28 protein-coding genes are annotated in these 26,800 nt (G+C 66.4%); 17 read left to right on the forward strand and 11 right to left on the reverse strand.

Annotated elements, in window-relative coordinates; all coding sequences use genetic code 11:
- Positions 1-146 precede the first annotated feature (146 nt).
- Complete coding sequence (locus tag ARC63_RS19135; protein ID WP_019336752.1) at positions 147-938, reverse strand: ABC transporter permease; 792 nt, start codon at positions 936-938, stop codon at positions 147-149.
- Positions 935-1,903, reverse strand: coding sequence for an ABC transporter ATP-binding protein (locus ARC63_RS19140; protein WP_019336751.1), 969 nt, complete (start codon positions 1,901-1,903; stop codon positions 935-937). The genes ARC63_RS19135 and ARC63_RS19140 overlap by 4 nt, the downstream gene beginning before the upstream one ends.
- Positions 1,904-1,987: 84 nt before the next feature.
- Between ARC63_RS19140 and ARC63_RS19145 the strand changes: the two genes are divergently transcribed.
- Entirely contained in the window at positions 1,988-2,737 is a 750-nt protein-coding gene (locus tag ARC63_RS19145; protein WP_082587918.1) for a ferredoxin--NADP reductase, read from the forward strand.
- A 74-nt stretch (positions 2,738-2,811) separates the two neighbouring features.
- Here ARC63_RS19145 and ARC63_RS19150 read toward each other — a convergent pair whose 3' ends face one another.
- From ARC63_RS19150 to ARC63_RS19160, 3 genes are all read right to left on the reverse strand, one after another.
- Positions 2,812-3,972, reverse strand: coding sequence for a lytic polysaccharide monooxygenase (locus ARC63_RS19150; RefSeq protein WP_057504141.1), 1,161 nt, complete (start codon positions 3,970-3,972; stop codon positions 2,812-2,814).
- A 181-nt stretch (positions 3,973-4,153) separates the two neighbouring features.
- Positions 4,154-5,323 (reverse strand): lytic polysaccharide monooxygenase, encoded by a 1,170-nt coding sequence (locus ARC63_RS19155; RefSeq protein ID WP_057504142.1) that lies wholly within the window; start codon positions 5,321-5,323, stop codon positions 4,154-4,156.
- A 230-nt stretch (positions 5,324-5,553) separates the two neighbouring features.
- Entirely contained in the window at positions 5,554-6,039 is a 486-nt protein-coding gene (locus ARC63_RS19160) for a DUF1203 domain-containing protein (protein WP_057504143.1), read from the reverse strand.
- A gap of 153 nt (positions 6,040-6,192) precedes the next feature.
- On the opposite strand from ARC63_RS19160, the gene ARC63_RS23755 reads away from it, so the two are divergent.
- From ARC63_RS23755 to ARC63_RS19185, 5 genes are all read left to right on the forward strand, one after another.
- Positions 6,193-6,474 carry a hypothetical protein gene (locus ARC63_RS23755; RefSeq protein ID WP_057504144.1) on the forward strand — a complete coding sequence of 94 codons (282 nt, stop codon included), beginning with the start codon at positions 6,193-6,195 and terminating at the stop codon, positions 6,472-6,474.
- Positions 6,475-6,501: 27 nt separating this feature from the next.
- Positions 6,502-7,395: a GGDEF domain-containing protein gene (locus ARC63_RS22995; RefSeq protein WP_231298665.1), complete on the forward strand. Its 894-nt coding sequence runs from the start codon at positions 6,502-6,504 to the stop codon at positions 7,393-7,395.
- 68 nt (positions 7,396-7,463) lie between these two features.
- Positions 7,464-8,990 (forward strand): alpha/beta hydrolase, encoded by a 1,527-nt coding sequence (locus tag ARC63_RS19175; protein WP_057504145.1) that lies wholly within the window; start codon positions 7,464-7,466, stop codon positions 8,988-8,990.
- Positions 8,987-9,733, forward strand: a complete 747-nt coding sequence (locus ARC63_RS19180; RefSeq protein WP_057504146.1) for an ABC transporter ATP-binding protein — start codon at positions 8,987-8,989, stop codon at positions 9,731-9,733. The genes ARC63_RS19175 and ARC63_RS19180 overlap by 4 nt, the downstream gene beginning before the upstream one ends.
- Complete coding sequence (locus ARC63_RS19185) at positions 9,730-10,914, forward strand: ABC transporter permease (protein WP_057504147.1); 1,185 nt, start codon at positions 9,730-9,732, stop codon at positions 10,912-10,914. Before ARC63_RS19180 ends, ARC63_RS19185 begins: the two co-directional genes overlap by 4 nt.
- Positions 10,915-10,986: 72 nt before the next feature.
- Here ARC63_RS19185 and ARC63_RS19190 read toward each other — a convergent pair whose 3' ends face one another.
- Both ARC63_RS19190 and ARC63_RS19195 read right to left on the reverse strand, forming a co-directional pair.
- Positions 10,987-11,415, reverse strand: a complete 429-nt coding sequence (locus tag ARC63_RS19190; RefSeq protein WP_057504148.1) for a DUF7832 domain-containing protein — start codon at positions 11,413-11,415, stop codon at positions 10,987-10,989.
- 67 nt (positions 11,416-11,482) lie between these two features.
- On the reverse strand, positions 11,483-12,268 hold the full coding sequence (locus ARC63_RS19195) for an AraC family transcriptional regulator (protein ID WP_057504149.1): 786 nt from the start codon (positions 12,266-12,268) through the stop codon (positions 11,483-11,485).
- Between the two features lie 77 nt (positions 12,269-12,345).
- On the opposite strand from ARC63_RS19195, the gene ARC63_RS19200 reads away from it, so the two are divergent.
- The gene (locus ARC63_RS19200) at positions 12,346-12,600 is read left to right on the forward strand and encodes a hypothetical protein (RefSeq protein WP_010482232.1); all 255 of its coding nucleotides are present in this window, start codon (positions 12,346-12,348) and stop codon (positions 12,598-12,600) included.
- An 84-nt stretch (positions 12,601-12,684) separates the two neighbouring features.
- On the opposite strand, the gene ARC63_RS19205 is transcribed toward ARC63_RS19200, so the two are convergent.
- Together ARC63_RS19205 and ARC63_RS19210 are read right to left on the reverse strand one after the other, a co-directional pair.
- Positions 12,685-13,686, reverse strand: a complete 1,002-nt coding sequence (locus ARC63_RS19205; protein WP_057504150.1) for an energy transducer TonB — start codon at positions 13,684-13,686, stop codon at positions 12,685-12,687.
- Between the two features lie 200 nt (positions 13,687-13,886).
- On the reverse strand, positions 13,887-14,507 hold the full coding sequence (locus ARC63_RS19210) for a TIGR00645 family protein (RefSeq protein WP_049454116.1): 621 nt from the start codon (positions 14,505-14,507) through the stop codon (positions 13,887-13,889).
- A gap of 112 nt (positions 14,508-14,619) precedes the next feature.
- Here ARC63_RS19210 and ARC63_RS19215 point away from each other — a divergent pair, with 112 nt between their 5' ends.
- From ARC63_RS19215 to ARC63_RS19235, 6 genes are all read left to right on the forward strand, one after another.
- On the forward strand, positions 14,620-15,309 hold the full coding sequence (locus ARC63_RS19215; RefSeq protein WP_010482229.1) for a glutathione binding-like protein: 690 nt from the start codon (positions 14,620-14,622) through the stop codon (positions 15,307-15,309).
- A 154-nt stretch (positions 15,310-15,463) separates the two neighbouring features.
- Positions 15,464-17,689, forward strand: coding sequence for a S9 family peptidase (locus ARC63_RS19220; RefSeq protein ID WP_057504151.1), 2,226 nt, complete (start codon positions 15,464-15,466; stop codon positions 17,687-17,689).
- Positions 17,690-17,714: 25 nt separating this feature from the next.
- A complete protein-coding gene (locus tag ARC63_RS19225; protein ID WP_029379809.1) occupies positions 17,715-18,230 on the forward strand; it encodes a cytochrome c oxidase assembly factor Coa1 family protein in 516 nt (171 codons plus the stop codon).
- Between the two features lie 212 nt (positions 18,231-18,442).
- Positions 18,443-18,907 carry a hypothetical protein gene (locus tag ARC63_RS19230; protein ID WP_139042446.1) on the forward strand — a complete coding sequence of 155 codons (465 nt, stop codon included), beginning with the start codon at positions 18,443-18,445 and terminating at the stop codon, positions 18,905-18,907.
- Positions 18,908-19,275: 368 nt separating this feature from the next.
- Positions 19,276-20,589, forward strand: a complete 1,314-nt coding sequence (locus ARC63_RS23000) for a M12 family metallo-peptidase (protein ID WP_082587919.1) — start codon at positions 19,276-19,278, stop codon at positions 20,587-20,589.
- 113 nt (positions 20,590-20,702) lie between these two features.
- Positions 20,703-22,505 (forward strand): DUF885 domain-containing protein, encoded by a 1,803-nt coding sequence (locus ARC63_RS19235; protein ID WP_057504153.1) that lies wholly within the window; start codon positions 20,703-20,705, stop codon positions 22,503-22,505.
- 84 nt (positions 22,506-22,589) lie between these two features.
- On the opposite strand, the gene ARC63_RS19240 is transcribed toward ARC63_RS19235, so the two are convergent.
- Positions 22,590-23,048 (reverse strand): hypothetical protein, encoded by a 459-nt coding sequence (locus ARC63_RS19240; RefSeq protein WP_010482223.1) that lies wholly within the window; start codon positions 23,046-23,048, stop codon positions 22,590-22,592.
- Positions 23,049-23,232: 184 nt separating this feature from the next.
- On the opposite strand from ARC63_RS19240, the gene ARC63_RS19245 reads away from it, so the two are divergent.
- The 4 genes from ARC63_RS19245 to ARC63_RS19260 all read left to right on the forward strand — a co-directional run bounded on the left by ARC63_RS19245 (position 23,233) and on the right by ARC63_RS19260 (position 25,832).
- Complete coding sequence (locus ARC63_RS19245) at positions 23,233-23,481, forward strand: hypothetical protein (RefSeq protein WP_006475755.1); 249 nt, start codon at positions 23,233-23,235, stop codon at positions 23,479-23,481.
- 122 nt (positions 23,482-23,603) lie between these two features.
- Complete coding sequence (locus ARC63_RS19250; RefSeq protein WP_010482217.1) at positions 23,604-24,521, forward strand: bestrophin family protein; 918 nt, start codon at positions 23,604-23,606, stop codon at positions 24,519-24,521.
- Positions 24,522-24,540: 19 nt separating this feature from the next.
- Positions 24,541-25,530: a porphobilinogen synthase gene (hemB, locus tag ARC63_RS19255; protein ID WP_057504154.1), complete on the forward strand. Its 990-nt coding sequence runs from the start codon at positions 24,541-24,543 to the stop codon at positions 25,528-25,530.
- A 32-nt stretch (positions 25,531-25,562) separates the two neighbouring features.
- Positions 25,563-25,832, forward strand: a complete 270-nt coding sequence (locus ARC63_RS19260; RefSeq protein WP_010482214.1) for a gas vesicle protein GvpG — start codon at positions 25,563-25,565, stop codon at positions 25,830-25,832.
- 55 nt (positions 25,833-25,887) lie between these two features.
- Here the strand turns inward: ARC63_RS19260 and ARC63_RS19265 are convergent, their stop codons facing one another.
- On the reverse strand, positions 25,888-26,760 hold the full coding sequence (locus ARC63_RS19265; protein ID WP_057504155.1) for a PD40 domain-containing protein: 873 nt from the start codon (positions 26,758-26,760) through the stop codon (positions 25,888-25,890).
- Positions 26,761-26,800 lie beyond the last annotated feature (40 nt).

Genomic DNA, 26,800 nt, shown 5'->3' on the forward strand with positions numbered 1-26,800 from the left:
CCGCGGCCAAGCCCCCAGGGATGGGTTTACGGCGTCCCCCGCAACCGGACCCACCCCGCCAACCCACGGAATGCCAGCTTTTGATGTTGCCGTAGAAGTTGACGTTGATTCGGCGGGTGCAGGGCCGCAGGCCCTGCACGCAAAACTCAGCTGCGCATGCCCACGCCACGGCGCAGCAGCCACAGCGCCAGCGCCGTCAGCACCACCACGAAGCCGATCATCAGGCCGTACGCCACCGGCAGCGGCACATCGCTGCTGCCCAGCAGGCCATAGCGGAACGCATTGACCATGTAGAAGATCGGGTTCGCATGCGTGGCTGCTTCGGCCCAGCCCGGCAGCAGCTTTACCGAATAGAACACGCCACCCAGGTAGGTCAGCGGGGTCAGGATGAAGGTCGGCACGATCGCCACGTCGTCGAACTTCTTCGCATACACCGCATTGATGAAACCGGCCAGCGAGAAGATCGTCGCGCCCAGGATCACCGTGGTCAGCATCACCAGCGGGTGCGGGATGCGCACCGGGGTGAAGAACATCGCGATGATCAGCACGATCACGCCCACCATCAGGCCGCGCAGCACGGCGCCGGCCACGTAGCCCCACAGGATCACCCAGTTCGGCATCGGGCTGACCAGCAGTTCTTCCACGTGGCGACCGAACTTGGCGCCGAAGAACGAGGAGCTGATGTTGCCGTAGCTGTTCTGGATCACGCTCATCATCACCAGGCCCGGCACGATGAACTGCATGTAGGTGTAGCCACCCATGTCACCCACGCGCGACCCGATCAGGTTGCCGAAGATCAGGAAGTACAGGGTCATGGTGATCGCCGGCGGCACTAGGGTCTGGCCCCAGATGCGCATGATGCGTGCGACTTCGCGGCGCACGATGGTCAGCAGCGCGACGCGGTTGCGCTGGCCGTCGGTCAGCTCGGTGGTGCTCATGCGGAAGTCTCCAGGTTGCCAGTGAGGCGCACGAACAGCTCCTCCAGGCGGTTGCTCTTGGTACGCATCGAACGCACGCGGATGCCGGCCTCGTTGAGCGTGGCGAACACGCGGTTGAGGTCCATTGCGCGTGGCATGTCGATGTCCAGCGTGTGCGGGTCCGGCGCGGTCAGCGTCGCGCCTTCGATCACCGGCAGCTGCGCCGGCAGCTCACCGTCGATGTCCAGCAGGAAGCCTTCCACGTCCAGCTTGGCCAGCAGGGCGCGCATCGGCCCCTGCTCGACGATCTGCCCATGGTTGATGATCGCCAGGTGGCGGCACAGGTACTCGGCTTCTTCCAGGTAATGGGTGGTGAGGATGATCGTGGTGCCGGCCGCATTGATCTCCTTCAGCACCCGCCACATGTCGCGACGGATCTCGATGTCCACGCCGGCGGTTGGCTCGTCCAGGATCAGCAGGCGCGGGCGGGTCATCATCGCGCGGGCGATCATCAGCCGGCGCTTCATGCCGCCGGACAGCGTGCGGCTCATCACCTGGGCCTTTTCCCACAGGTGCGCGCGCTTCAGCTCCTCTTCGGCGCGCTGTTCCGCTTCCTCGCGCGGCACGCCATAGAAGCCGGCGTAGTTCACCAGGATGTCGAAGGGCTTCTCGAACAGGTTGAAGTTGATTTCCTGCGGCACCAGCCCGATCAGGCGCATGGTGGCGCTGCGGTTGCGCACCAGGTCGCTGCCGAACACTTCCACCTGGCCCTCGCTGAGGTTGACCAGGGAGCTGATGATGCCGATCAGGGTCGACTTGCCGGCGCCGTTGGGGCCGAGCAGGGCGAAGAAATCGCCCGGGGCCACTTCCAGGGAAACCCCCTTCAGGGCCTGGGTGCCGTTGTCGTAGGTCTTGCGCAGGTCGCGCACGCGCAGGGCGGGCGCCATATCGTTCTGGGATGCCAAGCTCGAAGCCTTCGCGCCCATGGGCTGGCGCTGGAGAGGGGCGGGGAGGGGCTATTATAGAAGACCCCGAGGGCTTGCCCCGGCTACACACTGTCCCGAAAAGTCGTGCCTGTTCAATTCCCCCTCAAGCTGGTCGGCTGCCGCATGCTGGCCCCGACCGTCGGCCACTACCAGTTCGTGCGTGATGATGGGCAGCCGCTGGATTTCCAGCCCGGCCAGTTCATCCAGGTCCATTTCAGCTACGCCGACGGCACCGAAACCAAGCGCAGCTACTCGCTGGCGACCATCCACGACCACGCGCTGGGCCCGGGCGAGGCGGTGGATATCGCGGTCAGTTTCGTGCCCGGTGGCGCTGCCACGGCCCTGTTCGAGGCGCTGGAGCCGGGCGGCCAGATCAGTGCGTCCGGCCCCTATGGCCGGTTCTGCCTGAACCCCGGCGACCACAACGCCCGTTACCTGCTGATTGCCACCGGCACCGGCGTCACCCCGTACCGCTCGATGCTGCCGCTGCTGGAAAAAGCCATGGCCGACCGCGGCGTGCAGATCGTGCTGCTGCAGGGCGCGCGCAGCCCTGGTGAGTTGCTGTACAGCGAAGATTTCTACAGCTTCGCCGAAAAGCACCCGAACTTCCGCTATGTGCCGTGCTTGTCACGCGAATTGCCGGTTGATCCGCACCCGGACGTGCAGCACGGTTACGTGCAGCAGGCGCTGGCCGGCTTCACGCCGGACCCGGCCACCGACATCGTCTACCTGTGCGGCAATCCGGACATGGTCGATGCCTGCGCCGAGCTGCTGAAGGCCGCCGGCCTGGGCAACCCGCAGATCCGCCGCGAGAAGTACGTCAGCAGCAAATAGGTCCGGGTAGTGCCGGCCGCTGGCCGGCATTCCCTGAACCGGAGGCGGCATCACGCCGCCCCCGGTGCCCTGCTTCAGTACGCGATCCAGGCATCACGCCAGGCAAAGCCCGTGCCCGGGCGATAGGCATCGGCATTGATGTTGCACCACGCGCCTTCCGGGAACGGGCGGCAGGCGTAGAGCCTGCCGTCGGTACCCTTGACCACGGTTTCGCCCGGCTTGTAGCTGCCGATACCGGCCGGATACACGAAGTCGTAGTCGTCGCCCGGCGGCGGATCGATCGGGCCCGGCACACGGGTATCGATCTGGAACAGGTTGCCCGGCTTCAGGTAGACGCGGTTCTCGGTGGCCGAGGCGACCGCTGTGATCACGCCGTTCTTCATCACGCCTACGCGCGCCTGCTGCGCACTGGCGTTGACCTTGCGGGCCAGCGCCAGCGGCCACTGGTTCGCAGCGGTCTGACCTGCGGCCAGGGTGATCTCCGGGCGCTCCAGATCGTTGCCCTGAGCGTTGAACACGCGCAGGGTCACGGTGGTGCCCACGTCCAGCGCACCGCGGGCGGTGACCGGGCCGGCATCCTGCCACTGCGGCGGCGGGGTCACACCACCGCCCCCCTCAAAGCGCACGTCCGCGCAGGTATAGAACGCTTCACCGGAATCCGAGCGCTGCCAGGTGTTGTAGATGATGTGCTGGCCGCTGCGCTTGGGCAGCGGGCAATCCAGCTTGTAGACGTCGCCGGAGACCGGCACGTTGCCCACCGTGCAGAATTCCTGCAGGTCGGCCCAGCGCAATGGGCTGTCCGGCTGCCAGCCGTCGCGGGTGACGTAGAACTTCCACTCGCGGGTGGCATGCGGGGCCGGGGCCTTGAACTCGAAGGTGTAACGCCCGCGCGAATCGGCGTGGATCGGTGAGGTCGGCCAGTCACTGCGGTTCAGATCGAGGCCGCGGTACTTGCTGTTGCCGCCGCTGCACAACTCGCCATCTGGAACCACCGCTTGATGATTGCCATTGGCGTTGGCCTGATTGACGCCTGCCCAGTCGTAGAACGGCTGGGCGCCACCGATGGTCTTGGCAGCAGCGCAGGCCGGGTTGGTCGGATTTTCGGGATTGCCCTGGTAACAGGAGTAGACGCGGCTGGAGGGTTTGGACATGGTGCCGTGGGCGAAAGCGCTGCCAGAGGTGGCAATGCCTGCGATCACAGACAGCGCGATGACAGTCCGATATGACAGATGCATGGAGATCTCCTGTGGGTGGTGAAACCCCGCGAAGTCTCGGCATCCCACCCGCCCGCATCCATAGGACTACTTTGAAAAAAGCATCGCGTGGTTCCGTATGGGAACGGCTTCACACTCACGCGCTGGCGCGTCTCACGCTATGCAGGGAACGGCGCTCTGCCACCGTTCCCTGTACACGGTCTCAGTACGCGATCCACGCATCGCGCCAGGCCGCACCCACGCCCGGCCGGTACGCCTCGGCATTGACGTTGCACCACGCACCTTCCGGGAACGGGCGGCAGGCATACAGCTTGCCGTCGCTGCTCTTCACGACGGTCTGGCCCGGTACATAGCTGCCGATGCCCGCCGGGTGCACGTGGTCGAAATCACCGCCCGGCGACGGCGTACCCGGGTCCGGCACCCTGGTATCGAGCTGGAAGCGGTTGCCGTCCTTCAGGTACACGCGATTGTCGGTGGCCGACGCCGACGGCGTGATTGCGCCATTGGCCAGCACGCCCACGCGCGCGTGCTGGGCACTCGCATTGACCTTGCGGGCCAGCGCCAACGGCCACTGCGCGGCCGCGGTCTGGCCACTGGCCAGCGTGGCCTCGACGCGTTCCACGTCATTGCCGTTGGCATTGAACACGCGCAGCGCCAGCGTGGTGCCCACCGGCAGCTCACCGCGTGCGGTGACCGGGCCCGCATCCTGCCACTGCGCTGCTGGTGTCGTACCGCCGGCGCCCTGGAAGCGCACGTCCATGCAGGTATAGAACGCCTCGGTCGAATCCGAGCGCTGCCAGGTGTTGTAGATCACATGCTGGCCGCTGCGCTGCGGCAACGTGCACTGCAGCTTGTAGGTGCCATCGGCCGACAGCGGTGTATTGCCCAGCGTGCAGAACTCCTGCAGGTCGGCCCAGCGCAGTGGACTGCCCGGCTGCCAGCCTTCGCGGGTGACGAAGAAGCGCCAGTCACGGGTGGCGTGCGGCGCGGTCGCCTTGAACACGAAGGTGAACTTTCCATTGGCATCGGGCTGGATCGGCGTGGTCTGCCAGTCACTGCGGTTCACGTCCAGGCCGCGGAAGGTCGGGTTGTTGCCGCTGCACAGCTTGCCGTCGGGCACCACGGCCTGGTGGTTGCCGTTGGCATTGGCCTGGTTGATGCCGTTCCAGTCATAAAACGCCTGCGATCCACCGACCGCCTTGGCGGCGGCACAGGCGGGGTTGGTCGGATTCTCGGGATTGCCCTGGAAACAGGCATAGACGCGGCTGATCGGCGTGGTCATGGTGCCGTGGGCGGATGCATTCCCGGCCAGGCAGAGGCCCGCAGCCGCGAACGAGGTGGCCATCAGCAACGGTATGGATCGGAATGACATGGCGCTTCCTTGTGGTCGTCGAAAGAGAGCGGTGACCGCAGGAGCTGCGCTGCACGGCGGACTTTCGGCGGCACCACGGCGAGTATCGAGTCGCAGCGCAGGGTGCGGAACCATGGAAATGCCGATCCGTGACTGTGGGTGTGAAGCCCTTCCCGCAGGCTTCACGCGGGACTGAACGGATGCGCTGACGATCACGTCTTCGGCGTGGCAACGATCACGTGGAGATCCTGCTACGTCGGCGCCATACCCACGCGATCCGCCTGGCATGAGAAGCAGCCGTGCGCCGCGTTGTGCAGCTGCACGAAGGCCACGGCAGGATCGGCAAACAGCGCGTCCAGCCGAGCGGAGACGTCCGTGCCCGCGCTGATCTCTGCGGCCAGCATCCATGCAGCCTGGTCATAGGCGCGCAACGAGATCATCCGGCGCTGTACGTACGGGGGCACCTCGCCCGGCGGCAGGATGCAACGGGTCACGCCGCGCTGCACGAAGATCGGGCCGGCGGCGCGATACGGCGAATGCAGCGGCAGGTGGACGTGGGACAGCAGGAGCAGTTCGCTGCCAGGCGCGGGATCGCTCAGGCTGATCCGGCAGGGATGGCCGCCGTTGTCGCCTGCCCAGCGACGCTGGATACCGAGCGCGGCGAGCGCGCTGTCGCTCATCTCGAACAGGTGCAGGAAGGGGCGGTGGTCGATGCCACCGAGGTACCACGTGTGCATGGGCGTCTCCTGGGTCTGCCGCGGATTCTGCGCACGCGCCGGCCGCCGTGCTCGCCGTTTTCAGACCTCGCATCGCCGTCGGGCCGGAGCACGCCACGGGGATCGCATCGCAAGGCGCTAAGATGCGCGCGCCGCCCTGCCGACGAGCGCCGCATGTCCCTGGATTTCCCCACCATCACCGTGCTTGGCTTCCTGCTCTGCATCGGCATTGCGGTGGGGTTCTCGCTGCTGCTGGTCGTGCTGCGCGGACAGCCGGTGCTGCGGCAGTGGACCATCAGCCTGTGGCTGCTGACCCTGGGGGTAACCCTGCTGGCCATGCGGCCCTACCTGCCGCTGGTCCCGGCGGTGCTGGCCGGAAATGCGGCGATGGCCGGCTGCGGTCTGATGATGCTGCGCGGCGTGGCCCTGCATCTGGAACAACCCTTGCCGCTATGACGGCCGTTGCTGGTGGCGGCTGCGTTCATGGCCTGCATCTTCGCCTTCCTGGTGCTGTGGCCGGACCTGGCCCTGCGCCTGCAGGTGTTCAGCGTGTTCGCGCTGATTGTCGATGGCTGGATCGCCGGATTGCTGCTGCGGCATGCACCACCGCAGCAGCGCACCAGCTGCCGTCTGGCGGCGGCGGTGTTCCTGGCCGAGGCGGCCCTGTACGCGGTGCGCCTGTTCCTGCCGGTGGCACCCGATGCCGGCGAGGACATCATGCGCACCGGTACACCGATGTTCGTCACCTACCTTGCCGGCGTGATGCTGGAACTGGCGCGGTGCTTTGCGATGGTGCTGCTGCTGGTCGAGCGCATGCTGGTCGATCTGCGGCGTGCGGCGCGCACCGATGGGCTGACCGGCCTGCTCAACCGCAGCGCGGTGCTGGCCGATGGACAGGCACAGTTGCAGCGGATGCGTCGGCAGGGCCGGCCACTGGCCCTGTTGCTGGTCGACGTCGATCACTTCAAGCAGATCAACGACCGCTGGGGTCATCTGGCCGGAGACCAGGTACTGCGCCATTTCGCTGCGCTGCTGCAGCACGGTTTGCAGGGCCACGACACGCTGCTGGGCCGCTACGGGGGCGAGGAGTTCGTGCTGGTGCTGGCCGGCAGCACGCAGGGTGAAGCGATGGCGGGGGCTGCGGCGATCCGTACCGCTCTGCAGCAGAAGCCGGCGCGGCTGACCACCGGGCCGGTGACGGTCACCGCCAGCCTCGGCCTGGCCATGGACGACGGCCACGGCGACCTGTCCACGCTGCTGGCAGCGGCAGACGCGGCGCTGTACCGGGCCAAGGCCGCCGGCCGCGATCGCCTGGCCTGCGCCACGCCGGCGGAGATTTCGCGTCTGCCCATCGCCGACGACGCCGTGCCCGTGTAAGTTGAGTCACATCTTCCGCGGCAGCCCGTCGTGGTTGCCAGGAACGTCCTCCAGGGGAAACGAGCACGATGCAAAGACACCACCTCGCGCTGGCCGCAGCGTTGGCCAGCCTGATGCTTGCCGGTTGCAGCCAGTCACCGTCACCCGGCGCCGAAGGCGCCAGCGATGCACCCAGCCGCCGCTTCGGCAGCATCGATTTCCAGCCCTGCACGCTGTCCACCGAAGGCGCCAGCGCCAACGTGGAAGCGCAGTGCGCCACCCTGCAGGTGCCTGAGGACCGGGCCCGGCCCGATGGCCGACGCGTCGGCCTGCGCATCGCCTGGCTGGAATCGGGCGATGGCGGCAGCAGCCAGCCCGATCCGGTGTTCTTCCTGGCCGGTGGTCCTGGCCAGGCAGCCAGCGAGGTGGCCGTCATTGTCGATACCGCCTTGCGCCAGGTGCGCAAGCAGCGCGACATCTTCCTCGTCGACCAGCGCGGTACCGGCGGCTCCAACCCGCTCAACTGCCGTGGCGCGGATGGCAAGGAACTGGCCATGGACGAGGATGCCGCACCCACTGAAGCGTCGCTGCGCGATTACGCCGAGCGCTGCGCCGCTTCGCTGCAGGGGCGGGCCGATGCGCGCTTCTACACCACCACCGAGGCCATTGCTGATCTGGATGCGGTGCGTCAGGCGCTGGGCGTCGAGCGCATCAACCTGGTCGGCGGCTCCTATGGTACGCGCGTGGCCCAGCGCTATGCAGGTGCCTATCCACAGCACACGCGCAGCATCGTCATCGATGGCGTAGTGCCGAATGAGCTGGTGGTGGGCGGTGATTTCGCCACGACGTTCGAGGATGCGATCGCCCTGCAATCGGCGCAGTGCCGCAAGGATGCCGCCTGCAGCAAGCGCTTCCCGACCGACACCCGCGCGCAGCTGCGCAGCGTGGTCGAGACCCTGCGCCGTGCGCCGGTCTCGGTGAAGTATCGCGACCCCGGCACCAACCAGACCCGGCAGGATGTACTGAGTCCGGACAGCGTGATCGGCCTGGCGTTCGCCTTCTCCTATGTGCCGCAGTATTCCTCGCTGCTGCCGCTGGTTCTCGATGAAGCCGCGCATGGCCGCTATGCACCGCTGGCGTCGCTGGCACGTGGTGCGAACCGCAGCATGGATTTCCAGATCAATCGTGGCATGCAGTGGTCGGTGATCTGCAGCGAAGATGCGCCGCGCTACCACGCACCGGCCGAAGATCCCGAGCGCCTGTTCGGCAACGACGTGGCCAGTGCCTTCTTCGCCGCCTGCCCGGTATGGCCGCACCGGCCGGCACCTGCAGGCAATGCCGTGCCGCTGCGCAGTGACGTACCGGCGCTGCTGCTGTCCGGTGAGCTGGACCCGGTGACGCCGCCGCGCTATGCCGAGCAGGTGCTCAAGGGCCTGCCCAATGGCCGCGCGCTGGTCGCCCGCGGCCAGGGCCACGGCACGCTGACCGCCGGCTGCATGCCGCGCCTGCTCGGCCAGTTCATCGACAAGACCGATGCCAAGGCGCTGGATGCCGGCTGCCTGGACACGCTGAGCTACGTGCCGGCGTTCACCTCGTTCAACGGATGGGAACCATGATCGTCGCCGACAACCTGCACAAGGCTTTCGACACCCGCACGGGCCGCATCCAGGCGGTCTCCAACGTCGGCTTCCGCGCCGAGGATGGCCGCATCACCGGCCTGCTCGGCCCCAATGGTGCCGGCAAGACCACCACCATGCGCATGCTGTACACGCTGATGACCCCCGACCAGGGCAGCATCAGCGTCGATGGTGTCGATGCTGCGCGCAATCCGGTGGACGTACGCCGCCACCTTGGCGTGCTGCCCGACGCGCGCGGTGTCTACAAGCGCCTGACCGCGCGCGAGAACATCGCCTACTTCGGCGAACTGCATGGTCTCTCGGCCGAGCGCATCCGCGAGCGCATCGAGGTGCTGTCACATGCACTCGACATGGGCGATATCCTCGACCGCCAGACCGATGGCTTCTCGCAGGGCCAGCGCACCAAGACCGCGATTGCCCGCGCGCTGGTGCACGACCCACGCAACGTCATTCTCGATGAGCCGACCAATGGCCTGGACGTGATGACCACGCGCGCACTGCGCCGCTTCCTGCTGGGTCTGCGCGAAGAGGGCCGCTGCGTGATCCTGTCCAGCCACATCATGCAGGAGGTGGCCGCGCTGTGCGATCACATCGTGATCATTGCCAAGGGCACGGTGATGGCTGCCGGCAGCGCCGATGAACTGCGTGCGCAGGCCGGCGAATCCAACCTGGAAGATGCGTTCGTGAAACTGATCGGCAGCGAAGAGGGCCTGCACGCATGAGCACGATGTCGACCCTGATGACGGTGATGCGCAAGGAACTGCGCGACCTTTCCCGTGATCGCCGCACGCTGCTGCTGACCCTGCTGTTCGGGCCGCTGCTGTACCCGGTGCTGCTGCTGGGCATGGGCAAGCTGGCCGAGAGCCGGGTGCGCACCCAGATTGAACAACCGCTGCAGATTCCGACCATCGGTGCGGACAACGCCCCCAATCTGGTGCGTTTCCTCGCCGCGCAGGGGCTGAACGCCGCGCCGGCACCGAAGGACCTGGCCGAGGCCATCCGCAGCCAGCAGATCGACGTGGCACTGCGCATCAGCGATGACTTCGGCAAGGACTGGGCCGATGGCAAGCCGGCGCTGGTGGAGGTGATCAAGGACAGTACCCGTCGCGCCGCAGAAGTGCCCAGCGCACGCCTGGAGGCGGCACTGGCGACCTACAATGGCCAGATCGGTGCGCTGCGCCTGATGGCGCGTGGCATCGACGCGCAGGTCGCGCGGCCGCTGGACGTGGCGCGCCAGGACCTGGCCAGTGCCGAAGCCAAGCGCGGCATGATCCTGTCGATGCTGCTGCCGGTGCTTCTCACACTCACCTCGTTCATCGGTGGCGCCTACCTGGTGATGGACGCTACCGCTGGTGAGCGCGAGCGGCAGTCGCTGGAGCCGCTGCTGGCCACGCCGGGTTCGCGCAGCGCGATCGTAAGCGGCAAGATCGCCGCCGCCTGCGTGGTCGGGTTCGTGTCGCTGCTGCTGACCCTGGTGGCGTTCAAGGTGAGCGCGCAGATCGCGCCCGGCAACATCGGCCGCCAGTTCAACATGAATGTCGGTTCGATGCTGCAGATGCTGCTGGTGATGTTGCCGATGCTGATGATCGGCACCTCGCTGCTGACCTTCCTGTCGGCCGCAGCCAAGAGCATGAAGGAGGCGCAGAGCCACATGACCTGGCTGATGCTGCTGCCGATGATGCCCGGTTACGCGCTGGTGGCCTACCCGTTGAAGAGCGAGCTGTGGCAGTACGCCGTGCCGTTCCTGTCGCAGAACCAGATGCTGCTGAAGGTGATCCGCCACGAGCCGATCACGCCGGCAGTCTGGGCCATCTACCTGGGCGCCAGCCTCGGCCTGGCCGCACTGCTGTGGTTCGCCGCAGTGCGCCGGTACCACAACGAGCGCTTGGCCATCTCCGGCTAAGTGCGGGTGGTAGCGCCGGGCCATGCCCGGCGGATCTGAAACGAGGCCCGGTCATTCCGGGCCTCGTTGATTTCAGGACTGCGTTGCCTGCCAAATGGCGAAACGCTGGGCAATCACCGGTGCCAGTCGATCGAAGTTCTCCCAGGTATCGGCGACGTGGTACAGATCCGGGACATTGGCGCCCAGCTGTCCCTCATAGTCGTCCAGGTACTGGCCATTCTCGAGGTCGTAGTACGCAGCGGTGAACGTGTTGGCTTCATCACTGATCAGATCGTCGACGAATTTGCCGTCGCTGCACTCCAGCAGGAACAGGCCTGGCGTCGTTCTGCGTTCCAGCAACGCCTGCAGGTCTTCTTCTGCGTCCTCGGCGAGTTCCGCGCTTGCCATTCCCTGTAGCAGCAGCCACGCCAGGTACATGCCAATGTGAGTAGCACCGGCCTCTGCAGGAAGATCCGAAGGGAAGTCACCCCCGGAATGCCAGCTGGCGTCGTCGTACTTCATCTGTTGCGCTCCTGAAATCAGCAAGCAGCTTAGGTCGCAAGGAAGGCTAGAGGGAGTACTGGATACGTCAGTCCTCCCCGTACCGCGCAGGCGTCACGCCCATCTCGCGCTTGAACACGGCGATGAACGCACTGGGCGTGTCGTAGCCCATCGACAGCGCAACACCGATCACCGGTTCGCCCGCCAGCAGGCGTGGCAGCGACAGCAGCACGCGCAGGCGCTGCCGCCACTGGCTCAAGGTCATGCCTGTTTCGGCCTGCCAACGGCGGGCAAGGCTGCGGCCGGACAGGCCGCTGCTGGCGGCCCAGTCCCCGATGTTGCGGCCGTCTTCGGGTGCGCGCGCCAGTGCGGCGGCGATCTTCTGCAGTCGCCGGTCACGCGGTTGTGGCAGGGCAAGCGGCAGAGGCGTGCTGGCGGCAATCTCATCGGCGATCACACCGGCCAGTCGTGCCTGCGCAGCATCCAGTGGCTGGTGGGGCCATCGCAGCGCACGTGTTGTCGCCGCCTGTAGCAGTGCATTGGGCTGGAAAATGCGCGGTGTGGCGGGCAGGCCCAGGCAGGCCTCGGCGTTGAAGTACAGGCTCCAGCCATCGAACCCGTCTGCGCTCAGCAGCGCGTGGGGCAGCAAGGGCGGTATCCAGGCGACGTGACCTGCGGGCAGCAGCCAGTGCAGGTCGTCGGCGGCGATCCGCAGCAGCCCCTGGTGTGCACCCAGCAGCTGCCCACGGGCATGCCGGTGGCGCGCTGTGCGACGCATACCGCGTTGGCGCAGCCCGGCCGCCAGCACCACCGGTCCGTCGGCGGTATCGGCCAACGCGGGGTCGAGTAATCCGGTGGTTGTCTGATCTGCCATATCAATTGGCAGTTATACGGCAGAAACGTCGCGTCCGCGTCCCGACACTGGAGCCTACTTCAACGGAGCGCTTCCCCATGCAGCCACAGGACATTCTTCCCGACCATCAGAACGACGTGCAGGTGAACGGCGTCACCGTGCGCAAGGGCAGCGTGGGTGCTTTCCTGGCCAGCGTTCGTGACTGGCAGGATCCGTCCAGCGATCCCGCCTTCCGTGCCACTGCCGAAGCTGACCTGCGTGCGTTGCTGCCGGGCCTGCATGCGCTGGGCCTGTTCCAGGTGCTGGTCGCGCGCGATCCTGCCCTGCAGCACCTGATTGATGGTGCGGCCTGAAACGGACAAGGCCCGGACGGACCGGGCCTTGGCGTCATGGAGGCGGCAGAAACGACTTGATCCCCTCCGTCCCCTTTTCTGCGGTCAGCCGCCCGGCGCGAACACCAGGGTGCGGCGGGTGGTGACCGGCGCGTTGACCGGCTCGAAGCGCCAGCGCTTGACCGCGTTCAGGGCTTCGCGGTCGAAGGTCCGTCCGGACGTCGCGCGCAGCACGCGGGCGCTGACCACTGAGCCGTCGGTGCCGACGGTGATCTCCACCAGCACTTCGCCCGACGTTCCCGAACGCAGGGCTTCGGCCGGATAGCGCGGCGCTGGCGTACTGACCGGGCGCAGGGTGGGAGCTGCGGCGGCGGCTGCCTGGCGCGCGGCGCTGGCCTGCTGGGCGGCGGCCTGCTGCTGCTTCTGTTCGGCATCGCGACGTGCCGCGGCCTGGCGCTCGGCCTCCTGGCGCTCGCTGTCGCGGCGTGCGGCATCCTGCTGCGCGGCGATCTGCTTGGCCGCGTCGGCTTCCTTGGTGCGTTGTTCGGCCAGGCGCTGCTGTTCGATCTGCTGCTTGCTGCGGTCCTCGGCGTCCTTCTTTGCCTTCTCGGCTTCGGTCTCGGTGCGCTTGGCGGCGTTTTCCACGCCCTTGGCCAGGCCTTCCTTCAGGCGCGGAAGTGCGGGGGCGGAGGCATCCACCTTCTCGATCAGTGCCACCAGGCGCTGCGCCTCGGTGTAGTCCTCGCGGCCCAGGTGTTGCTCGGCGGCGATCAGGGTGTAGGGCAGCAGATCGGTCAGCGCGCTCTTCACCGAGGCGTCGTCCGGCGTCTTGTCACGCAGGGCGAGGTAGTACTCGATGGCGTTGTCGCCGGCCGGTGCATACATGCGGTTCTCGCGCAGCGCCTGGCTGGCCGATTCGCGCAGCTGCTCGGTGCCCATCGACTGCACCTTGGCAGCGACCACCGGTGCGGCGGGTGCAGCAGCGGCAGGTGCCGTGGCGGCAGCAGGTGCTGCGGATTCTTCCTTGCCCGAGCAGGCGGCCAGTGCCAGTGCCAGGGCAACCGGCAGCCACCGGCGCGCGGCGGTGATCGTTGAGACGTGCGACATCCTGCTCCCCTCTAGAAGACGACGTGACGTAAATCATTGATACGCATGGCCGGGACCTGGGGTCCGGGCGCGGAACGATGACGTTTCCCGACGCCACCGCCGGCAACGGCGAGGGTGCAATCTAGCATCCCGGCCACCGCCGCGTACAAGGGGCGGTGGCCGGGACGGGCAACGGCGTCATGCCGCTGCTGGCAACGACCTCAGTGGTCGTGCGCCTTGTCGTGCGACTTGCTGTGGCCGTTGGACATCAGCTTGTCGGTCCAGGCGATGCCGATCGCCGACAGGATGAACACGCAGTGGATGATGGTCTGCCACAGCACGCCGTCCTGGGTCAGCATCGAGCAGCGGGCGACACCGATGTTGGCAGCGGCCACGCTCATCTGCTCCGGCGTGCACAGCGGGATGCCGCCCAGCGCACCGCTGGCGATGAACGTCTTCAACAGGTGGATTGAGGAGATGCCGATGATCGCCATCGCCAGCTTCACCTTCAGCACGCTGGCGTTGACGTGGCTCAGCCATTCCGGCTGGTCCGGGTGGCCTTCCAGGCGCAGGCGCGAGACGAAGGTCTCGTAGCCGCCGACGATCACCATCACCAGCAGGTTGGAGATCATCACCACGTCGATCAGGCCCAGCACGATCAGCATGATCTGCTGTTCACCCATCGAGGCCGAATGCGAGATCAGGTGCCACAGTTCCTTGCCGAACAGGAATACATAGACGCACTGCGCCACGATCAGGCCCAGGTACAGCGGCAGCTGCAGCCAGCGTGAGGCGAAGATCAGCGTGGACAGCGGGGAGAGCGGCGGGCGGTTTGCACTCATGCGGAGGATGCTGCGTTGCGGGGGAGAGGCGAGGTTACCGGCCTGCCGTGACGGTGCCAACCCAACTCACGCACTAGACTTCAGGTTCCTTTCCGCACCCCGAGCCGCCGCCATGATCGACCTGTATTACTGGCCCACCCCGAACGGCCACAAAGTGACCCTGCTGCTGGAAGAAGCCGGCCTGGAGTACCGCATCCACCCGGTCAACATCGGCTCGGGCGACCAGTTCAAGCCGGAATTCCTCGCGATCTCGCCGAACAACAAGATGCCGGCGATTGTCGACCACGCCCCGGCCGATGGCGGCGCCCCGCTGAGCGTGTTCGAGTCCGGCGCGATCCTGCTGTACCTGGCCGAAAAGACCGGCCAGTTCCTGCCCAGCGACCCGCGCGGCCGCGTCACCACCCTGGAATGGCTGTTCTGGCAGATGGCCGGCCTGGGCCCGATGAGCGGCCAGATGGGCCACTTCAACGTGTATGCGCCGGACAAGATCCCGTATGCCATCGAGCGCTACGACAACGAGGTGCGCCGACTGCACGGGGTGATGGACAAGCGCCTGGCCCAGCACGCCTTCCTTGCCGGCGACGCGTACAGCATCGCCGACATGGCCAGCTATCCGTGGATCGGCGCCTACGACAAGCTGCCGGTGGATTTCGCCGCGTTCCCGAACCTCAAGCGCTGGCACGACGCCATCGCCGCACGCCCGGCCACCCAGCGCGCCTATGCCCTGCGCCAGCAGGTGAACCCCAACGCCGGCAAGCCGCTCAGCGACGAAGAGCGCAAGCACCTGTTCGGCCAGCGTTGACCCAGGACGGTGGGTGCCGGCCGTTGGTCGGCACTCGTCAGCATTCCTTATGGGCAAAAGGTCATGCTGCCTTCCTGCACGGGCTTGGTTAGGATGGGGAACGACCGCCCCGTGCTCCGAGCCGGGGTGGACCTGCCGTTTGCCGGGATCCTCCATGCGCCACCTGTTCGCTTCGCTCGCCCTCATGCTCGCCACCACAACCACCGCCCACGCTGAAAAGCTGACCCTGGAAGCCATCACCGGCCCGTTGCCGTTGTCCGGCCCGACCCTGATGAAGCCGAAGGTGGCGCCGGACGGTTCGCAGGTCAGTTTCCTGCGCGGCAAGGACAGCGACCGCAACCAGCTGGACCTGTGGACCTACGACATCGGCAGCGGCCAGACCCGGCTGCTGGTCGATTCCAAGGTGGTGCTGCCCGGCACCGAAACCCTCAGCGATGAGGAAAAGGCACGCCGCGAACGCCAGCGCATCGCCGCGATGACCGGCATCGTCGATTACCAGTGGTCGCCGGACGCGCAGCGCCTGCTGTTCCCGTTGGGCGGCGAGCTGTACCTGTACGACCTCAAGCAGCAGGGCCAAGCCGCGGTACGCCAGCTGACCCACGGTGAAGGATTCGCCACCGACGCCAAGCTGTCGCCCGAGGGCGGCTTCGTCAGCTTCATCCGCGGCCGCAACCTGTGGGTGATCGACCTGGCCAGTGGCAAGCAGCTGCAGCTGACCCGTGATGGCAGCACCACCATCGGCAACGGCGTGGCCGAGTTCGTCGCCGATGAGGAGATGGACCGCCACACGGGCTACTGGTGGGCGCCGGATGATTCGGCCATTGCCTTTGCCCGCATCGACGAGGCACCGGTGCCGGTGCAGAAGCGCTACGAGGTCTACGCCGACCGCACCGACGTGATCGAGCAGCGTTATCCGGCCGCCGGCGATGCCAACGTGCGCGTGCAGCTGGGCGTGATCGCACCGGCCGCCGACGCGCAGCCGCGCTGGGTCGACCTGGGCAAGGAGCAGGACATCTACCTGGCCCGCGTCGATTGGCGCGATGCGCAGCACCTGAGCTTCCAGCGCCAGTCGCGCGACCAGAAACAGCTGGACCTGGTGGAAGTGGCGCTCGATTCCAACCGCCAGCGCGTGCTCGCCCACGAGACCAGCCCGACCTGGGTGCCGCTGCACAACAGCCTGCGCTTCCTCGACGACGGCAGCGTGCTGTGGTCGTCCGAGCGCACCGGCTTCCAGCACCTGTACCGCATCGACAGCAAGGGCAAGAGCACCGCGCTGACCCACGGCAACTGGCCGGTGGACGAACTGCTGGCGGTCGATGAAAAGGCCGGCAAGGCCTACTTCCGTGCCGGCATCGAGACCTCGCGCGAAAGCCAGATCTACGCGGTGTCGCTGCAGGGCGGCGAGCCGCAGCGCCTGTCCAGGGCACCGGGCATGCACAGCGCCACGTTCGCCCGCAATGCCAGCGTCTACGTTGACAGCTGGTCCAACAGCACTACGCCGCCGCAGATTGAACTGTTCCGCGCCAACGGCGAGAAGATCGCTACGCTGGTGGAGAACGACCTGGCCGATCCCAAGCACCCGTATGCGCGCTACCGCGATGCGCAGCGCCCGGTCGAGTTCGGCACGTTGACGGCTGCCGATGGCAAGACCCCGCTGAACTACAGCCTGATCAAGCCGGCCGGCTTCGATCCGTCCAAGCGCTACCCGGTGGCGGTGTACGTCTACGGCGGCCCGGCCAGCCAGACCGTCACCGACAGCTGGCCCGGCCGTGGCGACCACCTGTTCAACCAGTATCTGGCCCAGCAGGGCTACGTGGTGTTCTCGCTGGACAACCGTGGCACCCCGCGACGTGGCCGTGACTTCGGTGGTGCGCTGTATGGCAAGCAGGGCACGGTGGAAGTGACCGACCAGCTGCGCGGCGTGACCTGGCTGAAGCAGCAACCGTGGGTGGACCCGGCGCGCATCGGCGTGCAGGGCTGGTCCAACGGTGGCTACATGACCCTGATGTTGCTGGCCAAGGCCTCGAACCAGTACGCCTGTGGCGTGGCCGGTGCGCCGGTGACCGACTGGGGCCTGTATGACAGCCATTACACCGAACGCTACATGGATCTGCCGGCGCGCAATGAAGCGGGTTACCGCGAAGCGCGCGTGCTGACCCATATCGACGGCCTGCGCTCGCCGCTGCTGCTGATCCACGGCATGGCTGACGACAACGTGCTGTTCACCAATTCGACCAGCCTGATGAGCGCGTTGCAGAAGCGTGCACAGCCGTTCGAGCTGATGACCTACCCGGGTGCCAAGCATGGCCTGTCCGGCGCCGATGCCCTGCATCGCTACCGCGTGGCCGAAGCCTTCCTGGGACGTTGCCTGAAGCCCTGATCCGCAGCCGGGAAGGAGCCCGCCGATGACCCTGCCACCACCGATTCCCGCCCATCGACAGACGTCCGCCGGTTGGTGGTGCCGCCATTGGCGCTGGGCAATGCCGCTGACGGTGGTGCTGGTGCTGGGCGGCGCAGGTGGCGTGGTGACCTGGAGCGTGCTGCGCTGGAGCGAGGCGGCACGCGAGAGCCCGCCGATGCGCGAAGCGCTGCGTCGCGCGGGCTGCAGCATCGAACTGGTGGAAGCCTTCGGCGAGCCGCTGCATATCGAATCGATGCCGCTGGGCAGCATGCAGACCGCGATCAACGGCCAGCGCGATGTCGGCCTGACCGTTGCGCTGGAAGGACCGCATGCGCACGGACGGCTGTTCGTGCAGGGCAGCCGTCGCGATGAAGTCTGGGATTACCCGGTGATGTATGTACTGGCCGAAGACAAGCAGACCTTCGATCTGACCGCGCTGGATGACGACGAGGCTGCGGGAGAGTGCGAGTTGCAGGCCTGCCGTGATCGCGGCGAATGCCCGCTGACCGCGGCGTTGTGACCTCCGCTTGAAGCGGCGGGAGTAGCGCCGACCGTCAGTCGACTGTCGCGCGCAGCGCGGGGCTTTGGCTTGGTCGCCGTGTCGTAAGCGGGACCTCCTACATCGGGGTGCTGAGCCGTGAGAATGCCCTGCCACACATGCTTGGCTGGGGCTGTCGCGGTTGACCATTGCGACCTTGTCCGCATTCCTCTAGAGATTGATCGAAACGTATCGTGCTGCCCCAGGCAGCCGACGTCGGTCCTGTCCCGGAGGTCCATGCAATTCGAATAGAAGCGATCAGGATGCTGGCGGCGTTGCAGCTCTACACGCCGGTATGGCTCTCGCAGACCATGGCCGCTGAGCTATTCGTGGAGGCGCTTGCCGATACATCGGTGGTACAGGCAGTGCAGCGCCTGCGTGCGAGTGGCGACACCGTGGAATGGGTGCGTCTGGTTCGAGTGAATGAGCTTGCGTCGGCCGCAGACGAGATTACCGTCAACCTGTATGACGTTGTTCTCCACCTTGTCCGCGATCCTTCCGTCCCTTTGTTCGAAACCGCGGAAGAGGTCATGTACCGCCCTGATGGTGCGCAGGGCGTCCATCGCGAAGTTGTCACGATGCCCAGCGTGCAATGGACGGGAACGGCGAAAAGCACGTCCCCGGATGCAAACCCAAGCTCAGCCAGCCGCAGCGCATAAGCATCAGATTGAGTGCCTCGGGCGCACGCGCGGGGTTCAGGCACGGCGTCTGGCGCTATACCCTCAACGATGATCAGCTGGTGAAGCGCGATACGCGCCGCGCTGTGTTCAATGAGCGCAATGATGTGAGGGACCGGCGGCCAGACTATCAGGTGTCGCAAGCGCCAGTTATTTGAGTATCGCTGGCATGGCGAGGCCGAATTTCAGCGCTTCAGATCTGACCAATCCTGAGCTTGCATAGGGAGATTTTGTCGCATGCTACTCGACATCGCTGTCTCCCACAGCCTATGTGACGAAAGTCTCCAAGTGGTCAGTAGCAAGGCCGTAGCGTTCGTCATGCCATGTGGCACCGATACTACGAGTAGATCATGAAAACAGCTCTATTCTCTCTGGCCGTCGTGCTATTCAGTAGCGCATCCTGGCCTGCGCAGGCGGCATCCAAGTTCATTGAGATTCCTGTCGGCGGATGGGATCCCGGTATGCAGATTCGTAAGCGGCACGAGGATAGCATTGTCGACTGGATTCGCCGTGTCGACGTTCACCCAGAGGCATTGTCCGACAATGTGATCGAAGTGGATCTCTTCGATGCAATCGTGCGATTGAAGCGCACTGCAGGCCCGCGATTGAATGCGGCTCCAGACCCGGTCTATGTCCCGGCGGGCACGGATGCAGGAGCAGTGGCCGCGATGCCCTCTGCCCGGCTTCGTTGGACCGGAACGATGGCATCTACATCTACATCTACTTCTACTTCTACTTCTACATCTAAGGCACCGTCTTCGTGCGTGGATGCGGAGAGAGCGGTTCGGATCACCGAGGCTGCTGACGGACAACTAAGGGCCATCTTTGACATTGGGAGCTTTCGATACGAACTGCAAGAAGGTGTGCTGATTCGAAAGGATTTTCGCCGGCTTCCACGCGAGGCACCGGTTCGCGATGTCAGCCCGGATGCACTCGATGCGGTCAGTTCTGACGACGTTGAGCAAGAGGCGAAATCGACAGTACGTGTCCTGTTTGGCTACGGAACTACGGCCCTCGGCGATGACCGCGAGGTGGTCTTCGCAGAAATGCGGGAGGCCGTCTGTTTAGCCAACGAGAGTTTCTCTCATAGCGGAATCAAGGTTGAACTCGAGCGCGCCGCCAACGTCCTTTCCGGCTATCAGGAAACCGGTGTTACTCAGACGCTTGACGATCTGGTTGCCGGAAGAAGAGGCGCACTCGGCGTCATGCATCAGGTTCGTGATATTGAGAAGGCAGACATCGTGCTGATGATCATTGATACCGGTCCGTCACGGTCGGTCTGTGGGCAATCGCAGCGCGTGCTTGCGACGAAGGAAACCGCATTCGCGGTAGTGCAACGGAATTGTCTCGGTGCCACGACCAGCAGCCTTGCCCACGAGATCGGGCACCTGTTCGGTGCAGATCATGAGCCCGCGAACGCCACCGTACGTCCCCCGAGATTTTCTTATGGCCATGGCTATAAGGCGCCGGAAAATGCGCCTGGACGATGGAGGACACTGATGTCCTATGAATGCTCCGGAGCACCATGTGGACGGATAAATCTCTGGTCGTCGCCTGACCTCAGTCATAACGGTTTGCCCGCAGGGACGAAAGAGACCCATCACAACGTCAGAGTGTTGAATGAGACCCGAGGGGTGATTGCCAATTTCTACCCCGAGCCATGACCGGATACCCGAGCGGGCGGGCGCATTCATGCCGGTCCGCCCATGACCTCCAGCCGATTGTCGCCATCGCCGTGAGCGCGTAGGGTGCGGGCAACCCTGTCCTGGAGTGCATCATGAAGCCGATCGCGTTGGCCGTTGCCCTGGCCCTGACTGCCGCACCTCTGCTGTCCGCACCACCGGCCCTGGCCGCGCCGGCTGCCAAGGCCGCTACCCCGGCCAGCCCGGCCTGGGTTGCCCGCAGCAATGCACTGGCGCAGATCCTGCTTGATGCACAAGGCCCGTTCCAGCCGGAGGAAACCGGCTTCTTCGGCGTTCCCGGCTACGACGACAAGGTCGCAGACCTTGGCCCGGACAACGGCAAGCGCTATCGCGCCGCGATGGCCAAAGCCCGCGATGAACTCAAGGCAAAGCTGGTCACCGAGAAGGATCCCAACGTCCGCCAGGACCTGGAGATCATGATCCACGCCGCCAGCCAGAACATCGAAGGCAGCGAGCTCAACGAGAAATACCTGTTGCCGTGGAGCGATGCGCCGCAGACCGTGTTCAGCGGCCTCAATCTGCTGCTGTCCGACCAGGTGCCGGCCGAGCGCCGCGCCAAGGCGGTCGACCGCCTCAAGGCCTATGCCGGCCTGCAGCCGGGCGGCACCGCGTTCACCACGCTGGCCCGCCAGCGCTACGAGGAACGCCTGAAGGACAGCAGCCTGCTGCAGCCGACGAAGATCGAAGTGCAGCAGTCGCTGGACAACGTCGAGACCTACATCACCGGCATCGAGTCGCTGCTGAAGAAGTACCAGATTGCCGGCACCGATGAAGCGATGAAGGCGCTGGCCGGGCAGATGAAGGACTACGCCAGCTGGACGCGCACGAGCGTACTGCCGAAGGCACGTGCCGACGCACGCCTGCCGGCGCCGCTGTATGCCTACCAGCTCAAGCAGGTCGGTATCGACATCGATCCGAAGCTGCTGATGCAGCGTGCGCAGCTGGAGTTCATGGAAACCCGTTCGGCGATGCAGCAGCTGGCGCCCCTGGTGGTGAAGGACAAGGGCCTGAAGGTGGCCGATCCGAGCGACCCGGTGGCGGTGATCCGCGCACTGAAGGCCGACAAGATCGCCGACGATCATCTGGAAGGCCACTACCGCAAGGTGATCGATGCGATCGACCCGCTGATCCGTGAGCACGCCATCGTCGACGTGCCCCAGCGCGCCATGCAGATGCGCCTGGGTTCGGCTGCCGAGAGCGCGGCCAGCCCGGCCCCGCACTTCCTGCCGGCACCGCTGGTCAACAACACCGGGCAGCAGGGCACCTTCGTGCTGCCGCTGGGCAACCCGGCAGCGGGCCCGGGCGCGCAGTACGACGACTTCAATTTCGGTGCGGCGGCATGGACGCTGAGCGCGCATGAAGGCCGCCCCGGTCACGAGCTGCAGTTCACCGCCATGGTCGAACGTGGCGTGTCACTGGCACGCACCATGTTCGCGTTCAATTCGGTGAACGTGGAAGGCTGGGCGCTGTATGCCGAGGCCGAGATGGTGCCGTACGAGCCGCTGGACGGTCAGATGATCGCCCTGCAGTTCCGCCTGCTTCGTGCCGCGCGCGCAATGCTGGACCCGATGCTCAACCTCGGCCTGACCGACCGCGCCAACGGCGAGCGCGTGCTGATGGAGCAGGTCGGCCTGTCCAAGGCGATGGCCACCCAGGAACTGGACCGCTACATGGTGCGAATGCCGGGCCAGGCCGGCAGCTACTTCTACGGCTACACCCGCATCCTGGAGCTGCGCATGCAGACCGAGCTGGCACTGGGCGCGAAGTTCGATCGCCTGGCGTTCAACAACTTCCTGCTCGACCAGGGCCTGCTGCCGCCGGACCAGCTGGCCGATGCGGTGAACAAGGTGTTCGTGCCGAAGTACCGGCAGAAATAATCGGTAGCGCCGGGCCATGCCCGGCGAGCGCAGCGGGAGAGACGCCGGCCGCTGGCCGGCACTACCCGCAGTGACGCTGCCGCGTCACCGCTGCGGGGTGATCACCTGTGTCGGCAACCGCGCTGGCGGTGCCGGATTCGGCACCCAGATGGCGACGCCGGCGGCGCGCTTCTGCGTCGTCGGAATACCGATGCCGACGCCGCCACCGACGTGCGAACCGAACGTGCCGGCGCCCACCGACATGCCCACCGGCGAGCCGCTGCTGCCCACGCCCATCAGCACCACGCCATTGGCGCCGAGCGCGGCGGCCTCACGCTTCAGGCGTGCCACAGCGGCATCGGTCTGGCCCTGGGTGCCGAAGCCGACGGCGGACGCCGATTCCAGCTGGGCGATTTCCTGGGAACCGGCCGGTGGCGTCGAGTAGATCTGCACCAGCGCCGGATCGATCGGTGCGCGGGCGCGGCCCAGCATCACCTTGGAGGTGCTGGCACAGCCAGCGGCGACCAGCAGGATGGCCGCCAACGCGGCCCAACGGATGTTCATGGCACGACCCCTGTAGGACTGGTTGCGATCATCGGCGGGCCACTCTGAATCGGCGCCAACACCCGGGCCAGGGCACGCACGGCAGCACGCTAGCACGGTGCGGGTGACAGCCCCGCCAATGGCAGTAGGCGGCGGCAGCGGGAACGTCTATGGTTGGGGCAGGAACCAACTGCGGGAGAGCGGCATGGGTGTAATCAGTCTGTTGTGGGGCGTACTGGCGCTGTTGTGGATGATCCTGGCGCTGATTCCACTGCTCGGCTGGGGCAACTGGTTCCTGATCCCGTTCGCTGCGGTGGGCGCAGTCATCGCAGCGCTGGGCATCCTGTTCACCCACCCGAGCAAGCGTGGCCGGGCCTGGGCAGGCCTGGTCCTGAACGGCATCGTGGTGGTGGTGGGCATCCTCCGCCTCGGCCTGGGTGGCGGCGTGATCTGAGCCCGCGCCCGGGTGCGACAGGGCGTCGCAGGCGCACGGCCGATGGCCGGGCAGGGGCGTACAATGAATGGCTGCGCGAGCCCCCCGCGTGCCTGTGAATCCGCGCCCGGCGCGGCTGCCCCATGATCATCCGACCCCGTCCCCACGGCTGGCAACTGCTGTACATCCTGCGCGGTTCGATCGTCAAAGCGATCGCGCCCAAGGTGCTGGCCATCCTGATCCTGTCCATCGCCGTGGCCGCGGTGGTCGAGCTGGCGCCGCCCACCGGCATCGAACGCGTGTCGGTCACGCCGTTCACCCTGCTTGGCCTGGTGCTGTCGATCTTCCTCAGCTTCCGCAACAGCGCCTGCTACGAGCGCTGGTGGGAAGGCCGCAAGCTGTGGGGCCAGCTGGTCTACGAATCGCGCTCGCTGGCCCGCCAGGTGAACCTGCTGCTGGCCGATGACACCGGCCGTCGCCGCCGCATCGCCTATCTCACCACCGCCTTCGCCCATGCATTGGCCGGTCGCCTGCGCGGGCGCATCGTGGCGCTGATGGCCCTGCCGTGGCTGGACAAGCGCCAGCGCGAACAACTCGGGCAGCGTGAGAACGTGCCCGATGCGCTGCTGTCGATGATCGCGGCCGAGCTGGCCCAGGCCCTGCGCGCCGGTGACCTCGACCCGATCCTCTACACCCAGCTGGAAGAGCGCCTGCACGCGATGTCGTCGATCCAGGCCGGCTGCGAGCGCATCCTCACCACCCCGCTGCCGTTCGCCTACACCCTGCTGCTGCACCGCTGCGCGTGGATGTTCTGCGTGCTGCTGCCGTTCGGCCTGGCCAGTTCGCTGGGCTGGGGTACGCCGGTGCTGTCGGCGGTGCTGGCCTATGCCTTCTTCGGCCTGGACCAGCTGGGCGAAGAAATGGAAGACCCGTTCGGCTTGGAGCCGAACGACCTGCCGCTGGACGCGCTGGTGCGCACGATCGAGATCGACCAGCTCGACGCGCTCGGCGAACGCCCATTGCCCGAACCCCTGCTGCCGCAGGGCTACCTGTTGCAATAGCCACTCCTCGGAGCCTGCCATGTCCCACCCGCTTTACCGCCCGCGCCGCATGCGCCATGACGAGTTCTCGCGCCGCCTGATGCGCGAGAACACGCTGACCACCGACGACCTGATCTACCCGGTGTTCGTGCACGAACTGGCCGGCCGCACCGCAGTGCCGTCGATGCCGGGCGTGGAGCGGCTGTCGATCGAAGAGCTGCTGAAGGTGGCCGAAGAAGCGCTGGAGCTGGGCATTCCGGTGATCGACCTGTTCCCGGTGATCGACCCGTCGCTGAAGTCGCTGGATGCGTCGGCGGCGTGGGCCGAGGACGGTCTGGCGCATCGTGCGATCCGCGCGCTGAAGTCGCGCTTCCCGGAGCTGGGGGTGATGACCGACGTGGCGCTGGACCCATACACCACCCACGGCCAGGACGGCATCATCGATGACAAGGGCTATGTGCTGAACGACATCACGGTTGAAGCGCTGGTCAAGCAGTCGGTGTCGCATGCCGAGGCCGGTGTGGACATCGTCTCGCCGTCGGACATGATGGACGGCCGCATCGGCGCGATCCGCCGTGCGCTGGATGCCGGCAACCACATCAACGTGCGCATCATGGCGTACTCGGCCAAGTACGCCTCGGCGTTCTACGGTCCGTTCCGTGACGCAGTGGGCAGCGCGGCCAGCCTCGGCAAGGCCGACAAGAAGACCTACCAGATGGACCCGGCCAACGGCGACGAGGCCCTGCGCGAGATCGCGCTGGATCTGGAAGAGGGCGCCGACATGGTGATGGTCAAGCCGGGCATGCCGTACCTGGACCTGGTGCGCCGGGTGAAGGAGACGTTCGGCGTGCCGACCTTCGCCTATCAGGTCAGTGGCGAGTACGCGATGATGAAGGCGGCCTTCGCCAACGGCTGGCTGGACGAGCGCGCCTGTGTGCTGGAGTCGCTGCTGGGCTTCAAGCGGGCCGGTGCCGACGGCGTGCTGACCTATTTCGCGCCGCAGGTGGCGCGATGGCTGCGCGAGCGCTGACAATAGCGCCACGATAGACGGAGGACTGCGCGATGGGACCCGAACTGGGATGGATGCAATGGTTGATCTGGGGCATCGGTACGCTGGTGTTCGGCGCCATCATCGTCGGTGTCTTCATCGCCGCATGGCGCGCGGGCAAGCGCCCGCCGGAGCAGCTCTCCGCCGCCCGCCACGTGGCCCGTGAGCAGGCCCTGCCGGAGAGCGTGCAGGCCGAGCTGGCCGCGCTGAACCAGCGCAAGGACAACGGCCAGTTGAGCGAAGTCGAGTACGAGCAGCAGCGCGCGAAGGTGTTGTCGCGCTGACGGGTGGGTGCCAACCTTGGTTGGCACTTTCCCGCATGCCAACCAAGGTTGGCATCTACCGGGCGGCAGGCACGCACCCCGCAACCGCCGCCACCTTCGGCACCGCCAACCGGTACACATCCACGCCACCGGCACGTGGCGCCTTCGCCGCACTGCTGGCAACCATAATCTCGCCCGGCTTGGCGTTGTCGATCACCGGCGCGCCGGTCCAGCCGCCGGCCTGGTTGAATGACAGCCCCAATGGCTGCAGCGCCGCGCCGGTCCACGCACAGCCGCTGCTCCACACCTGCGCGGTCGCGCCGCCGCCGCGGCTGAACACCACCGCGCCGTCGTTGCCCAGCCAGTCGCCGTCGGTCTCGTCGTCGGCGCTGTTCAACGCGGCCAATGCGCTGGCTGGGCCACGCACGCCCTGCGCGTCCAGTGACGCCACGAACAGGTCCCAGCCCGCGCCGCGACCCTGCTCGCGGGCAAACAACAGCCGCTTGCCGTCCGCGCTCAGGGCCGGCCCGCGCTCTTCCCGGCGCCCACCATCGCCCGCCAAGGGCTGCGCCTTCCCGAGCTGGCCGTCGGCTTCCACCGTGGCCCGGTACAGCGCCAGCGCGCCCTCGCGGCCGGCCGCGAACAGCAGCCAGCGGCCATCACGGCTGAAGTAGGGATCGCGGGCCTCGCCGGCCACGCCCACCGGCAGCGCCTGCGCCTGCTGCCAGCGGCCCTCGACCACGCGTGCCTGCCACAGGCCCCAGCCCGCCTCGCCGCGGCGTGCGAACACGATGCGCTGGCCATCGGCGCTGATCGTGGCGCGGCCCTCGTCGGCACGGGTGGAGACCACGCCCATGCCTTCGATGCCGTACTCGTTCAACGCCATCGCCACGGGGGCAGAGAGTAGACTGGCGGCAAGCACCAGCAGGGGCGGGGTGATGCGCATCATCCGGGTCCGTGCACGAAAGAGCATCAGTCTAGCCAGCTTG

The organism is Stenotrophomonas geniculata ATCC 19374 = JCM 13324 (genome assembly GCF_001431625.1).
Lineage (GTDB): Bacteria > Pseudomonadota > Gammaproteobacteria > Xanthomonadales > Xanthomonadaceae > Stenotrophomonas > Stenotrophomonas geniculata.

What these genes read in the sequence shown, in the direction of transcription:
- ARC63_RS19135 (WP_019336752.1), bottom strand. Translation starts at nt 938, where the DNA reads ATGAGCACCACCGAGCTGACCGACGGCCAGCGCAACCGCGTCGCGCTG.
- ARC63_RS19140 (WP_019336751.1), bottom strand. Translation starts at nt 1,903, where the DNA reads ATGGGCGCGAAGGCTTCGAGCTTGGCATCCCAGAACGATATGGCGCCC.
- ARC63_RS19150 (WP_057504141.1), bottom strand. Translation starts at nt 3,972, where the DNA reads ATGCATCTGTCATATCGGACTGTCATCGCGCTGTCTGTGATCGCAGGC.
- ARC63_RS19155 (WP_057504142.1), bottom strand. Translation starts at nt 5,323, where the DNA reads ATGTCATTCCGATCCATACCGTTGCTGATGGCCACCTCGTTCGCGGCT.
- ARC63_RS19160 (WP_057504143.1), bottom strand. Translation starts at nt 6,039, where the DNA reads ATGCACACGTGGTACCTCGGTGGCATCGACCACCGCCCCTTCCTGCAC.
- ARC63_RS23755 (WP_057504144.1), top strand. Translation starts at nt 6,193, where the DNA reads ATGTCCCTGGATTTCCCCACCATCACCGTGCTTGGCTTCCTGCTCTGC.
- ARC63_RS22995 (WP_231298665.1), top strand. Translation starts at nt 6,502, where the DNA reads ATGGCCTGCATCTTCGCCTTCCTGGTGCTGTGGCCGGACCTGGCCCTG.
- ARC63_RS19175 (WP_057504145.1), top strand. Translation starts at nt 7,464, where the DNA reads ATGCAAAGACACCACCTCGCGCTGGCCGCAGCGTTGGCCAGCCTGATG.
- ARC63_RS19180 (WP_057504146.1), top strand. Translation starts at nt 8,987, where the DNA reads ATGATCGTCGCCGACAACCTGCACAAGGCTTTCGACACCCGCACGGGC.
- ARC63_RS19185 (WP_057504147.1), top strand. Translation starts at nt 9,730, where the DNA reads ATGAGCACGATGTCGACCCTGATGACGGTGATGCGCAAGGAACTGCGC.
- ARC63_RS19190 (WP_057504148.1), bottom strand. Translation starts at nt 11,415, where the DNA reads ATGAAGTACGACGACGCCAGCTGGCATTCCGGGGGTGACTTCCCTTCG.
- ARC63_RS19195 (WP_057504149.1), bottom strand. Translation starts at nt 12,268, where the DNA reads ATGGCAGATCAGACAACCACCGGATTACTCGACCCCGCGTTGGCCGAT.
- ARC63_RS19200 (WP_010482232.1), top strand. Translation starts at nt 12,346, where the DNA reads ATGCAGCCACAGGACATTCTTCCCGACCATCAGAACGACGTGCAGGTG.
- ARC63_RS19205 (WP_057504150.1), bottom strand. Translation starts at nt 13,686, where the DNA reads ATGTCGCACGTCTCAACGATCACCGCCGCGCGCCGGTGGCTGCCGGTT.
- ARC63_RS19210 (WP_049454116.1), bottom strand. Translation starts at nt 14,507, where the DNA reads ATGAGTGCAAACCGCCCGCCGCTCTCCCCGCTGTCCACGCTGATCTTC.
- ARC63_RS19215 (WP_010482229.1), top strand. Translation starts at nt 14,620, where the DNA reads ATGATCGACCTGTATTACTGGCCCACCCCGAACGGCCACAAAGTGACC.
- ARC63_RS19220 (WP_057504151.1), top strand. Translation starts at nt 15,464, where the DNA reads ATGCGCCACCTGTTCGCTTCGCTCGCCCTCATGCTCGCCACCACAACC.
- ARC63_RS19225 (WP_029379809.1), top strand. Translation starts at nt 17,715, where the DNA reads ATGACCCTGCCACCACCGATTCCCGCCCATCGACAGACGTCCGCCGGT.
- ARC63_RS23000 (WP_082587919.1), top strand. Translation starts at nt 19,276, where the DNA reads ATGAAAACAGCTCTATTCTCTCTGGCCGTCGTGCTATTCAGTAGCGCA.
- ARC63_RS19235 (WP_057504153.1), top strand. Translation starts at nt 20,703, where the DNA reads ATGAAGCCGATCGCGTTGGCCGTTGCCCTGGCCCTGACTGCCGCACCT.
- ARC63_RS19240 (WP_010482223.1), bottom strand. Translation starts at nt 23,048, where the DNA reads ATGAACATCCGTTGGGCCGCGTTGGCGGCCATCCTGCTGGTCGCCGCT.
- ARC63_RS19245 (WP_006475755.1), top strand. Translation starts at nt 23,233, where the DNA reads ATGGGTGTAATCAGTCTGTTGTGGGGCGTACTGGCGCTGTTGTGGATG.
- ARC63_RS19250 (WP_010482217.1), top strand. Translation starts at nt 23,604, where the DNA reads ATGATCATCCGACCCCGTCCCCACGGCTGGCAACTGCTGTACATCCTG.
- hemB (WP_057504154.1), top strand. Translation starts at nt 24,541, where the DNA reads ATGTCCCACCCGCTTTACCGCCCGCGCCGCATGCGCCATGACGAGTTC.
- ARC63_RS19260 (WP_010482214.1), top strand. Translation starts at nt 25,563, where the DNA reads ATGGGACCCGAACTGGGATGGATGCAATGGTTGATCTGGGGCATCGGT.
- ARC63_RS19265 (WP_057504155.1), bottom strand. Translation starts at nt 26,760, where the DNA reads ATGATGCGCATCACCCCGCCCCTGCTGGTGCTTGCCGCCAGTCTACTC.